Source organism: Arthrobacter sp. GMC3, assembly GCF_002929305.1.
Lineage (GTDB): Bacteria > Actinomycetota > Actinomycetes > Actinomycetales > Micrococcaceae > Specibacter.
Genome location: NZ_PJIO01000001.1, coordinates 465,156 through 476,753 on the forward strand (window position 1 = coordinate 465,156; position 11,598 = coordinate 476,753).

12 protein-coding genes are annotated in these 11,598 nt (G+C 63.1%); 10 read left to right on the top strand and 2 right to left on the bottom strand.

What is annotated here, in order from left to right:
* The first annotated feature begins 58 nt into the window (after positions 1–58).
* The 3 genes from CXQ94_RS02240 (at position 59) to CXQ94_RS02250 (ending at position 2,243) form a co-directional block, all read left to right on the top strand.
* The gene (locus CXQ94_RS02240; protein WP_104086587.1) at positions 59–931 is read left to right on the top strand and encodes a CoA ester lyase; all 873 of its coding nucleotides are present in this window, start codon (positions 59–61) and stop codon (positions 929–931) included.
* Between the two features lie 4 nt (positions 932–935).
* Positions 936–1,856, top strand: coding sequence for a DUF2797 domain-containing protein (locus tag CXQ94_RS02245; protein ID WP_104086588.1), 921 nt, complete (start codon positions 936–938; stop codon positions 1,854–1,856).
* Between the two features lie 144 nt (positions 1,857–2,000).
* A complete protein-coding gene (locus tag CXQ94_RS02250) occupies positions 2,001–2,243 on the top strand; it encodes a DUF3188 domain-containing protein (RefSeq protein ID WP_104086589.1) in 243 nt (80 codons plus the stop codon).
* 133 nt (positions 2,244–2,376) lie between these two features.
* Here CXQ94_RS02250 and CXQ94_RS02255 read toward each other — a convergent pair whose 3' ends face one another.
* Complete coding sequence (locus CXQ94_RS02255) at positions 2,377–3,933, bottom strand: MFS transporter (RefSeq protein WP_181034043.1); 1,557 nt, start codon at positions 3,931–3,933, stop codon at positions 2,377–2,379.
* Positions 3,934–4,011: 78 nt separating this feature from the next.
* Here CXQ94_RS02255 and CXQ94_RS02260 point away from each other — a divergent pair, with 78 nt between their 5' ends.
* From CXQ94_RS02260 to CXQ94_RS02290, 7 genes are all read left to right on the top strand, one after another.
* Positions 4,012–4,578, top strand: a complete 567-nt coding sequence (locus CXQ94_RS02260; protein WP_104086591.1) for a TetR/AcrR family transcriptional regulator — start codon at positions 4,012–4,014, stop codon at positions 4,576–4,578.
* Positions 4,579–4,616: 38 nt separating this feature from the next.
* Positions 4,617–5,066, top strand: a complete 450-nt coding sequence (locus tag CXQ94_RS02265; RefSeq protein WP_104086592.1) for a MaoC family dehydratase N-terminal domain-containing protein — start codon at positions 4,617–4,619, stop codon at positions 5,064–5,066.
* Positions 5,066–5,491 (top strand): MaoC family dehydratase, encoded by a 426-nt coding sequence (locus tag CXQ94_RS02270; RefSeq protein WP_104086593.1) that lies wholly within the window; start codon positions 5,066–5,068, stop codon positions 5,489–5,491. The genes CXQ94_RS02265 and CXQ94_RS02270 overlap by 1 nt, the downstream gene beginning before the upstream one ends.
* The gene (locus CXQ94_RS02275) at positions 5,488–6,768 is read left to right on the top strand and encodes a sugar MFS transporter (RefSeq protein ID WP_104086594.1); all 1,281 of its coding nucleotides are present in this window, start codon (positions 5,488–5,490) and stop codon (positions 6,766–6,768) included. The genes CXQ94_RS02270 and CXQ94_RS02275 overlap by 4 nt, the downstream gene beginning before the upstream one ends.
* A complete protein-coding gene (locus CXQ94_RS02280; RefSeq protein WP_104086595.1) occupies positions 6,765–7,856 on the top strand; it encodes a UDP-N-acetylmuramate dehydrogenase in 1,092 nt (363 codons plus the stop codon). The genes CXQ94_RS02275 and CXQ94_RS02280 overlap by 4 nt, the downstream gene beginning before the upstream one ends.
* Before the next feature lie 150 nt (positions 7,857–8,006).
* Positions 8,007–9,134 carry an acyl-CoA desaturase gene (locus CXQ94_RS02285; protein WP_104086596.1) on the top strand — a complete coding sequence of 376 codons (1,128 nt, stop codon included), beginning with the start codon at positions 8,007–8,009 and terminating at the stop codon, positions 9,132–9,134.
* Between the two features lie 103 nt (positions 9,135–9,237).
* Positions 9,238–10,371 carry a winged helix DNA-binding domain-containing protein gene (locus tag CXQ94_RS02290; protein ID WP_104086597.1) on the top strand — a complete coding sequence of 378 codons (1,134 nt, stop codon included), beginning with the start codon at positions 9,238–9,240 and terminating at the stop codon, positions 10,369–10,371.
* A 49-nt stretch (positions 10,372–10,420) separates the two neighbouring features.
* Here the strand turns inward: CXQ94_RS02290 and asd are convergent, their stop codons facing one another.
* On the bottom strand, positions 10,421–11,557 hold the full coding sequence (gene asd / locus CXQ94_RS02295) for an aspartate-semialdehyde dehydrogenase (RefSeq protein WP_104086598.1): 1,137 nt from the start codon (positions 11,555–11,557) through the stop codon (positions 10,421–10,423).
* Positions 11,558–11,598 lie beyond the last annotated feature (41 nt).

An 11,598-nucleotide genomic window follows, 5' to 3' on the forward strand; every position in this document is an offset into this window, starting at 1 on the left:
GCTGGGCTTTGTGGAAGGGCACATCGAATCTGGCGGCTGCGGCGTATACGGTAGATATATGTCTAGCTCCGTTGGCACTGAGGCCACCTCCAAGCCCGCCCGTTCACGCAATATCCCGGCCGAGATCGCCCGCTCCTGGTTGTTGGTGCCGGCTACGCGTCCGGAAATCTTTGACGAGGCAGCCGCGTCCCGTGCCGACGCCGTCGTGCTTGATATCGAAGACGCCGTTGACCCGAAGAACAAGGCCGCAGCCCGCGGCGACGTGATCAACTGGCTGCACAACGGTGGCCAGGCCTGGGTGCGCATCAACGACGTCCACTCCGATTTTTGGGCCGACGACGTCGCCAGCCTGCGCAACACCCCCGGCCTGCTGGGCGTCATGCTGGCCAAGACCGAAAACGCCGAACAGGTCAAGGAGACCTACCACCGCCTGGACGGCAAGACCCGTGTCCTGGCCCTGGTCGAATCCGCTGTCGGCATCGAAGAAGCCAACAACATCGCCAAGGCCGAGGGCGCGTTCCGCCTGGCCTTCGGCTCGGGTGACTTCCGCCGCGACACCGGTATGGCCGCCGACCGCGAGGCCATGGCCTACCCGCGTGCCAAGCTCGTGGTGGCTAGCCGCGTCGGCAACCTGCCCGGCCCCATCGATGGCCCCACAGTGGGTACCAACCACCCGATCCTGCGCGAGCAGTCTGCCATCACCGTCTCCATGGGCATGACCGGCAAGCTGTGCCTGGCCATCGACCAGACCAACATCATCAACGAGGTCATCAGCCCCACACCCACCGACGTCGCCTGGGCCACCGACTTCATGAACGACTTCAACGCCCGCGGTGGCGTGATCCGCGACGGCTCCGACCTGCCCCGCCTGGGCCGGGCCGAGAAGATCATGAAGCTGGCACTCGCCTACGGTGTGCAGCCTGCCGTCTAAGCCGATGGGTGATGCCGCGGCACTGGTACGTGGGGTTTCCTGGACACCGCAGGGGCCGTTCCTTTCGCTGATCACCGACGACGGCGCAGCCCGGCTGCCGCTGACGCCCGGCCTCTGGCTGCGGTTCAGTGTCTCCTCCGGTGCCGGAATTCCGGGACGGTACTGCCTGGGATACTCCACCGTCCAGGGCCCGGATGAGTCCGAGCACTTTCCCTGCCCCGCAAAGGCGGCCGCGGAGCGCGGTTACCAGTGCGGGCAGTGTTTTGCCCGCGACGACTTCCGGTTCATGCACGATTTCCATCGCAGCGGGATTGCCCCGACCGGGTTGAAGGCGTACCTGGCCCAGCCGCACTGGCTGTACATTGCCACATTTGCCGACGGCACCACCAAGGTGGGCACCGCCTCGCAGCGCAGCAAGTGGAGTCGACTGGCAGAGCAAGGGGCCATGCAGGCGCAGTACGTGGCCCGGGCGAGCAACGGTTCTGTGGTGCGCGTGCTGGAGGACGCCGTGTCCAAGGAACTGGGGCTCACTCAGTTTGTCCGTGGCAGCGCCAAATTTGCCTCGCTTCTGGCACCCCGGACCGAAGCGCAACTTCAGGCAGGCAACCAGGCGAGCGCCGCCGTCGTCCGGGAATTCCTGGACACCCTGGGCATTGACGGGTTCGTAACAGTTTCCGAACCCTGGGAACGCAGCCCCTTCGCCAACGCCGTGGCTGGTGCCGGGCAACGCATCGCCTACCCGCAGCCCCTGGACTCGGGTGGACACGGAATGCGCCTGGAATCCATGGCCGGAGGCTACTCGCTGGTGGCCGTGGACAACGCCGACACCGCCTTCCTCGCCGATCTTGCCGCGCTCAAGGGCCGCAAGATCAGCTTCGGCGACTACATCACCGTTGTCCCGGCCCTGCAGGAATCGCTTTTCTGAGCTCGTTCCCGGGCTCGCGCCCGGTAGCGTCTACCGGCCTCCCAGAACTCGCTGCTCCCCAGCCGCTCCCACTGCTCGCAAGCTCGCAGAGGGTCCCTCGCGGCCGTGGGCCCACCGGGGCCCGCGCCCGGTAGACTAGGCACTGTGCTTAATGACTTCTGGGAAACCGCGCCGGCCGCCTACAAATACACCGTTTTCGGTGGCATGGGCCTGACTGCCATTGGCATCATCATCATCATTGTGGGGGCCATGACCACTACGCCAACGCTGACCTTTGTTGGCTTGCCGTTTATCGGGGTGGGGCTGATTACCCACATGACCTCCATGATGCTCCGCGGCCGTGCTGTCCGCAAAGCGCTCAAGGAAGCCGAAAAGCGCTCCGCCTAACTGTTTCCGCGCATCGCCGGCACAGTCCGGACTCGCGACATGAACAAGAGCCGGCGTTCGCGCTTTCGGCCGGTGTTAGACAACCGGCCGAAAGCGCGAACGCCGGCTCTTTTGGAACGGACCTGCTGCCCGATTAGTGGTCCACGGGCTCCGGGTTGTTGACAGCGGTCCGCAACGACCGCAAGCACATGATGGCAGCACCGAGCATAAGCACCAATCCCACCATGGCAACCGTGCCCGAGCCGGAATCGAAGGCGTGCTTGGCAGATTCGAGCAAGGCCGTACCTTGTTCGGCGGGCAGTGTCTTGGCCACATCGATGGCGCCGCCGAGTGTCTGCGAGGCCGTGTGCTGGTCCGCGGCAGAAACTCCTCCCGGCACAACCACGTTCAGGCGGTACGAGGCGGCCAGGATGCTGCCCAGGATGGCAGTTCCCAGAACGGATCCCACCTCGTAGGCGGTCTCCGAGATGGCCGAGGCGGCCCCGGCTTTGGCGGGAGGCGCGGCGGAGAGGATGAGGTCATTGGAAATGGTCTCAGCAATGCCAACACCTGCTCCCAAGACGACGAACGCTGCGATAATCCCCGCCACCGAACCGTCGGAGTTCAGGAACACGATCAAGAACCCCAGGGCATTCAGCAACAGTCCTCCGGCGACCATCCACGAGGGCTTGATGCGGTTGGCCAGTGAAGCGGCCAGCAATCCGGAGACGATCGAAACTACGAGGCCCGGCACCAAAACGAAGGCAGCCGTTGTGGGGGAGAGTCCCACAACGAGTTGCAAGTGTTGGGTGATGAAGTACAGGAACCCCACCAGTGAGAAGATGGCCAACAAGTTGGCCAAAACACCACCGCTAAAGACCGGATTCTTGAACAAACGCACGTCCAGCATCGGGTCCTTGCGGCTGAGCTGGCGACGAACGAACACTGTACCCAATGCCAAACCCAGCACGATCAGCGCCACGTTGGCGAACGTCAGCCCGGTCTGGGCGATCTCCTTAATGCCGAACATGGTGGGAACCATGGCGCCAAGAGACAAACCGATGCTCAGCGGGTCGATTCGGCCCGGGGCAGGGTCCTTGGACTCAGGAACGAAGATCGGGGCCAGAATCAAGAGCGGGATCAAGACAGGTACGGCAAGCAGGAACACCGAACCCCACCAGAAGTGCTCCAGCAGGAACCCGCCCACAATGGGGCCAAGAGCGGCACCTCCGGAGAAGCAGGCCGCCCAAATGGCAATGGCCTTGCGTCGCTGGTCCTGATGAAGGAAAAGGTTACGGATCAGCGAGAGCGTTGATGGCATCAGCATCGCGCCGAAGAGGCCCAGGAGGGCACGGTAGCCAATAAGTGCACCGGCTGTCGGCGCAAAGGCCGCCAGGATGGAAACGAGCGCAAAACCGGTGCTACCTATCAGCAGCAGCCGACGGCGGCCGAACCGGTCAGCCAGGCTGCCCATGGGTACCAGCAATGCCGCCAGGACCAGCGGGTATACGTCGATGATCCACAGCAGCTCAGAGGCGGAAGGGATCAGAGCCAGCGAGATGGAGGGGATGGCGAAACTCAGCACCGTGTTGTCCACCGATACCAGCAGAACTGGCAGCATGAGGACCGCAAGCGCGATCCAAGCTCGGATGCCAGCACGTGCGGGAGCCGGTGATGATCCGGACATAGGGGTAGTGAATGCGTTAGCCATAGAGAAATTCTATACCGTCCAGCCGGTACAGTAAACCGTCTGGACGGTGTAGTTCATCACTTCTTGTAAAGTGGAGCCATGACGAATCAACCCTCGGCGCGGGATCGAGTCCTGACGGCCTATGAGGAACTGCTGATCAATGACGGCCCACGCGCCGCCACCTTGGAGGCCGTTGCGGCCGCAGCCGGGGTATCCAAGGGTGGTTTGTTGTACCACTTCAAAAGCAAGGAAGCCCTGACGGAGGGGCTGGTGCTAAAGCTGCGTGAACTGGCCGAACTGGACTTTGCCGCGATGGCCAAGGACCCGCTGGGTTGTGCAAGCTACTACGTGCGAACCAGCGTCTTTAGCGGCACCACCTTTGACCGGTCCATTGTTGCCGCCATGCGCCTGGCCCAAGGTGAAGACGGGACGGTGCGGAAGGCCTTCGCAGAGGTCCATGCGACCTGGTACAAGCTCATTCTCTCCGATGTTGGGGACCCCGCGGTTTCCCGGGCGATCATGCTTCTCGGTGACGGTTTGTACTACCATGCAGCACTTTTTGGCATAGCCTCCGGCTCCGAACCCACCACGGTAGACGGAGAAAGTGTGGACGTTGCGGCACTGCTAAACGTTGTGGCGCAGATGAGGTCCGGGCCTCGGTCATAGAGTGTGCTGGCGCGGTTGCGGAGGATAGTCTTTAACCCATGAGTATCAATCCCGCGCTGCAGGGACGCAGCTACCCCCAAGGCGACGTGTACAGCGTCGGCCGCGAATCAATCCGTGAATTCGCCACGGCTGTCAAAGCGACCCACCCCGCCCATTTTGACGTCGCCGCAGCGCAGGCGTTGGGCCATGCCGACCTCCTGGCCCCGCCCACGTACGCCATCATCGTGGCGCAACGTGCCGATGCCCAATTGATCAACGATCAGGACTCGGGCATCGATTTTTCCCGGGTTGTCCACGCCGAGCAGAAGTTCACCCATCACCGCCCCATTGTGGCAGGCGATGAACTTGTGGCCGAGCTCCACGTTGACACCGTCCGCGGTATGGGTGGCGGCGCCATGATCACTACTCGCGCAGAAATTTCCACCGTTGCCGGTGACGCAGTCGCCACCACCGTATCCGCCATCCTGGTCCGCGGAGAGGGACAGTAATGAACTTTTCAGACCTAGCAGTTGGCCAGGAAATTGGCACCCGCACCCTAGAAATCAACCGAGTGGACCTCATCAAGTACGCCGGAGCCTCCGGTGACTTCAATCCGATCCACTGGAACGATCGCTTCGCCCGCGAGGTTGAACTGCCCGGGGTCATCGCCCACGGCATGTTCACCATGGGCGCTGCCGTGCAACTCGTCACCGACTGGATCAACGACCCGTCCGCGGTCCTCTCCTACGGCACCCGCTTCACCAAACCGGTCCCCGTGACCGATTTGGCCGGAGAACCGGGCGCCGTCGTCGCGATAGTGGGCGTCATTGGTGCCTTGGATACGGAAGCGTCCACGGCACGGGTTGACCTGACGGTAACCCTTGATGGTCAGAAGGTCCTGGTCAAGGCACAAGCCACTGTTCGCGTGGCGTGAGCAGTGTCAAAGCCTGGCGTAACGGTGTAGTCACCGCCTACGCCGGTTCCGGCCTGGTGTTTGCCAGCTGGGTTTCGCGCCTTCCAGCCATCAAGGATGACCTTGGACTGACGCCCGGCACTGTGGGACTGATGTTGCTGTGCATGTCCCTGGGCTCATTCATCTCCGTCGGTGCGTCCGGGCTCGTGGTGTTACGGCTCGGGTCCAAACTCACCACCAGGTTGGGCAGCCTGATCCAATCCACGGGCATCATCACCTTGGCCCTGGGTGCAACGGTTTTTGCAAGCCCCATCGTGGTGGGCGCAGGCCTGGTCATCGTGGGCCTGGGTACGGGCAGCTGGAACGCGGCCTCCAACATTGAAGGTGCGGCAGTGGAGCGGGCCCTGGGCCGGCACATCATGCCCCGTCTGCATGGTTCCTTCAGCATCGGCACGGTGGTGGGTGCAGGGCTCGGCGCCCTGGCAGCCTCCATCAACCTGCCAGTGGCCATTCATCTCTCGGCTGTGGCGGTGCTAGTCTTCGCGGCCGTCTGGATCGGGGCGGGCTACTACCAGGCCGACCAGCGTTCCGCCGATGCCTACCTCGTCGACACGGGAACCCCAGCCACCACGCAAAAGGGCTCCGACAGTAGCGCAAGCGATAAGTCCAAGGCCAAGCTGGACGGCAAGGCCAAGATCGCCGCCGCGTGGCGGGACCCGCGCACCTTGATGCTAGGTGTGCTGGTGCTTGGGCTGGGCCTTGCCGAAGGTGCCGCCGGTGACTGGGTAGCCCTGGCCATGGTGGACGGTTACGGGGCAGAGCAGGAGATGGGCGCCATCGGTTACGGCATCTTTGTCTCCGCCATGACCATTGGACGCTTCGCCGGAACCGTCGTCCTGGACAAGTACGGGCGGGTCATTGTGTTGCGGATCAGTGCCGCCACGGCGGTGCTTGGCCTAGGCCTGTTCGTCTTCGCCCCAAACCAGGAAATTGCTTTGGCCGCACTGGTGCTGTGGGGCCTCGGTTCGGCCCTGGGGTTCCCCGTGGCAATGTCTGCGGCCTCGGATGATCCCGAACATGCGGCTGCCCGGGTTTCGGTGGTTTCCACCGTGGGCTACGGCGCGTTCCTTGGCGGCCCGCCTTTGCTGGGCCTGCTGGCAGAACACGTGGGTGTCCTCCATGCCCTGCTTGCCGTGCTGGTGTTGCTGGTGGTGGCGTTCTTCCTCACACCCGTGGTCCGGCGCCCAAAGTACCTGGACGCCGCGGCGAAGCCGGCAGCGGCTAGTGTTGATGTGTGACTAGTGAAAAACTGCTCAGTTCCCTGACCACTCTTGGCGTTGGCGGCCCTGCACGAAACTTCGTTCAGGCCACCACGGAGGCGGAAATCATTGCCGCCGTTCGTGTAGCGGACGACGCCGGTGAGCCACTTTTGATTGTTGGCGGCGGTTCCAACTTGGTCGTCGGCGACGACGGATTCGATGGCACTGTTCTGCAAATCGCCAGCCACGGCTACACAGCAAATTCCGAGGACACCTGCGGAGGAGCCTCGGTGGCGGTGCAGGCCGGCCATGACTGGGACGACTTTGTCCACCAATCGGTGCTGCACGCCTGGAGCGGCCTGGAAGCGCTCTCCGGCATCCCCGGTGCCACGGGCGCCACTCCCGTGCAAAACGTGGGCGCCTATGGGGCCGACGTCTCCCAAACCATCGCCGCAGTCCGCGTATGGGACAGGGAAACGGCTGCCGTCCGCACCTTCACCAACTCCGAACTGAAGTTTGGCTACCGGGATTCTATGATCAAGGCCAGCACGGTCAACGGATCCCCGCGCTACGTGGTCCTCACCGTGGAATTCCAGTTGCTGCTCGGCCGGATGAGCGCACCCATTAAGTATGCGGAACTGGCCCGCCGCCTCGAGGTAAACGTAGGAGAGCGCGCCAACTCGCTGGAAGTTCGCCGTGCGGTGCTGGCACTGCGCGCCTCCAAGGGTATGGTCCTTGACCCCGAGGATAGGGACACTTATTCCACCGGATCCTTCTTCACCAACCCGATCGTCCCCCAGGACGTGGCGGACACCTTGCCCGCCGATGCCCCGCGCTTTCCCGCCGGCGGCACCGACCCGAACCTGGTGAAATTGAGCGCAGCCTGGCTCATCGAACAGGCAGGATTCGCCAAGGGTTATGGCCTGATTTCATCTGACGGCGTGGACGACGGCGGCACCAACGGCCGAGCCGCCCTCTCCACCAAGCACACCCTGGCCATCACCAACCGGGGGTCAGCCTCTGCCACGGACGTACTGGAGATCGCCCGCAAGGTGCGCGACGGCGTCGAAGGCAAATTCGGTATCAGCCTGCACCCTGAACCGGTCCTGGTGGGCTGTTCGCTGTAGCTAAGGTCAGGCCCCCCTACCCGAGTAGGGGGCCAAGACGGCTCCCGGGTGTGATGTGCGCCGTCGTCGCAGTCCGTAGCGTTAATGAAAGATTCAAACCTTTCTATTAAAGCGGTGTTGGCGAAGTGAGCCCCCACCAAGAGGAGCGCGATGTCGTCGGCAACAATTGACAGCACGGACGTACTTGACGAGGCGGAGGCCGCCCTTCGGGTGGTACGAAAGCGCCCCGCGCGGGATCGCCATGTCACGGACTTCATCCAGCTGACCGACGAGGTTCGCGCCGCTGGGCTCATGGAGCGGGAGATCAGCTGGTACGTGTTCCGGATGATCCGCCTGGGGCTCGGCTTTGCCGCCGTCGGCGTCATGTTCGTGATGCTCGGGCAAAGCTGGTGGCAGATGGCCACCGCCGTGCTCTTTGCCATCATGTGCACGCTCACCGGTTTCCTCTCCCATGACGCCGCCCACCGGCAGATCTTCGCCTCGGCGAAAAAGAACGCATGGACGGCCGTCATCTCCGGCAACCTGTTCGTCGGGCTGAGCCACGGCTGGTGGATGAACAAGCACGGCAAGCACCACGCCAACCCCAACAAGATCGGCGTTGACCTGGACATTGCGGCCGGGGCGCTCGTCTTCGACCCGGAATCCGCTTCGCAGCGCACCGGCTTTGCTAAATGGTTTGCCGCCCGCCAGGGCTGGTTCTTCTTCCCGCTGCTGACGCTCTCCGTGCTTGACCTTCACATCAACTCGGTGCGCCGGGTCCTTGATCGCAAGCACGCCATGCCGCACCGCAAGGTGGAAATGACCCTGCTGTTCATCCGCCTTATTCTCTTCCCCATCGCCGTGCTGCTGTTCCTGGGCCCGGTATTCGGCATCGCCTTCCTGGTAGTCCAGGAACTGGCGCTCGGCCTGTACATGGGCGGCTCCTTCGCCCCGAACCACAAGGGCATGCCGCTGGTGCCCAAGGACGTCAAGATCGACTTCATGCGCCGCCAGACCCTCATGAGCCGCAACATCTCCGGCGGCTGGATTGTCGACGCCGGCATGGGCGGGCTGAACTACCAGATCGAGCACCACCTGTTCCCCACCATGTCCTCGCGTAACCTCAAGCGAGTTCAGCCGATGGTGCGCGCCTACTGCGCCGAACGCAACATCATGTACACCGAGACCACGTTGGCAAAGTCCTACATGATCGTCATGCGATACCTGAACCGCGTGGGCCTGGGTCAGCGTGACCCCTTCGAGTGCCCCGTCACGGCCCAGCTCCGCTCCGCCCGCTAACCGACGCCGTATCACTTTTGGTGCGCTTTTGACCGACGCGGTATCACCTTTGGTTCGATTCCAAGCAACGCGGTATCACCACCTGGTGGTTTAGATTTGATCCATGAGCGTCACACCCGCCACCCTCGCCAGGCTCCGTCTGGCAGCGCAGTTGATTTTGCCAACGTCCACCAGTCCCACACCGGGGCCGGTGGACGTTGTGCGTTGGCTGACAGCGCTACAAGGTCAGGACTTCCCTGGGGCCTTGTGGTCCATCGGCCTGAGATCCCCGGGAACCTTGCGGGCCGATGTGGAGGCAGCGTTCAACAACGGCGACCTTGTCCGGTCCTGGCCCCTGCGCGGCACTCTGCACGTCACCGCAGCCGAGGATCTGGGCTGGATTCTCTCACTCACCTCTGGACGCATGGTGTCATCGGTGACCTCCCGCCATCGACAACTTGAAATCACGACGGCGGACCTTGGGCGGGTGCGCGAGGCGGCACTCTTGCTGTTGGAGCCAACGGTGGGCGGTGCTGCGCGGGCCAGCAGGGACGAGCTCTTTACAGCCTTCGAGGCAGCTCGGCAAGCGACCAAGGCCCAGCGCGGCATGCACCTGTTGTGGCTGCTCTGCGTGGAGGGAACCCTGGTGCAAGGTCCCATCAATAGTTCATCGGGGAGCGGCAACAGCCAGTACTTTGTCCGCACGGACCAGTGGATCAAGAATCCGAGGTTCCTGGCGAGGGAAGAAGCACTTGCCGAATTGGCACTGCGCTACTTCCGCAGCCACGGCCCCGCAACCATCAAGGACTTTCAGTGGTGGACCAAGCTGACGCTCAAAGACATCACCCTTGGCCTTAACCAGGTCAAGGACCAGCTGGACACTGTGGATTGCGCCGGAATCACGTATTGGATGGCCCCGGAAACCGCTCAATTGCTCAGCACCAAAGTTCCAGGCGCCCGCTCGGTGCTCCTGATTCCGGGTTTTGACGAGTACCTGCTCGGCTACACGGATCGGCGTGCGGCACTGGCGCCGCACCATGCCCCGCTGACAGTGCCGGGAGGCAACGGCATGTTCAAGGCCACCGTTGTCACCGGCGGCCAGGTGGCCGGAACTTGGCGCAAGGCCCAAGGCGCGGCCGAAAAGCAAAGAGAAGTGGCCGGCGTCGTGCTACCGGACTTCTTTGGCGAGCTCAGCCCTGCCCAAAGCAAGGCGCTGGAGAAGTCGGCGAAGGCCTACGCGAATTTCCTTGGAAAATGACAAAGGTTCCGGCCTCCCCGATGGGTGGGCCGGAACCTTTGAAACATTGCTAGAGCGTGCCGACCGCGATCTTGAGCATGCGGCGCAACGGCTCGGCTGCGCCCCAGAGGAGCTGGTCGCCAACGGTGAACGCGCTGATGTATTCGGGGCCCATTTCCATCTTGCGGATGCGGCCCACGGGCACGTCTAGGGTGCCGGAGGCGGCCACGGGGGTCAGGTCCGCCATGGACGCTTCCTTGGTGTTCGGCACCACCTTGGCCCACTGGTTGTCGTTGGCCAGAAGCGACTCGATCTCGGCCACGGACAGGTCCTCGCGGAGCTTGAGCGTGAGTGCCTGGGAGTGGGAGCGCATGGCGCCAATGCGCACGCACAGGCCATCCATGATGACCTTGTTCTCGGCAGTGGTGCCCAGGATCTTGTTGGTTTCAACACCGGCCTTCCACTCCTCCTTGGACTGCCCATTGCCCAAATCGGCGTCGATCCAAGGGATCAGGGAACCGGCCAGTGGGACGCCGAACTGCGAAGCGTCGATGCCCTCGCGTTGGTGGGCCAGGACCTTGCGGTCAATCTCCAAGATGGCCGACGCCGGGTTATCCAGTTCGCTGGAAACCTCAGAGTTGAGCGTGCCGAATTGGTTCAGGAGTTCACGCATGTGGCGGGCACCGCCGCCAGAGGCTGCCTGGTAGGTCATGGAGGTGCCCCACTCGACGAGGCCGTTCTTGAACAGTCCGCCCAGGCCCATGAGCATGCAGGAGACGGTGCAGTTGCCGCCAATGAAGTCCTTGGTGCCGCTGGCCAGGCCGGCGTCGATGACGTCGCGATTGATGGGGTCCAGGACAATGATGGAGTCGTTGTTCATGCGCAGCGTGGAGGCGGCGTCCATCCAGAGGCCGTCCCAGCCGCGGCTGCGCAGCTCGGTGTGGACGCGCTTGGTGTAATCTCCGCCCTGGGCGGTAACAATAATGGGCAGCTTGGCCAAAGTGTCAATATCAAAGGCGTCCTCGAGCTTGCCGGCATCACCGGAGCCTGAAATCGCAGGGGCGTTGCCGCCGGCGTTAGAGGTGGAGAAGAAGACGGGGTTGATATCGCCGAAGTCGCCTTCGTCCTGCATGCGTTGCACCAGGACGGAACCGACCATGCCGCGCCAGCCAACCAGGCCGACGGAAGGAACACTGTTATTGGTCATGCCCTTTAGTTTAGAGGGGGCGGGCAAATCCAAGAAGTTCG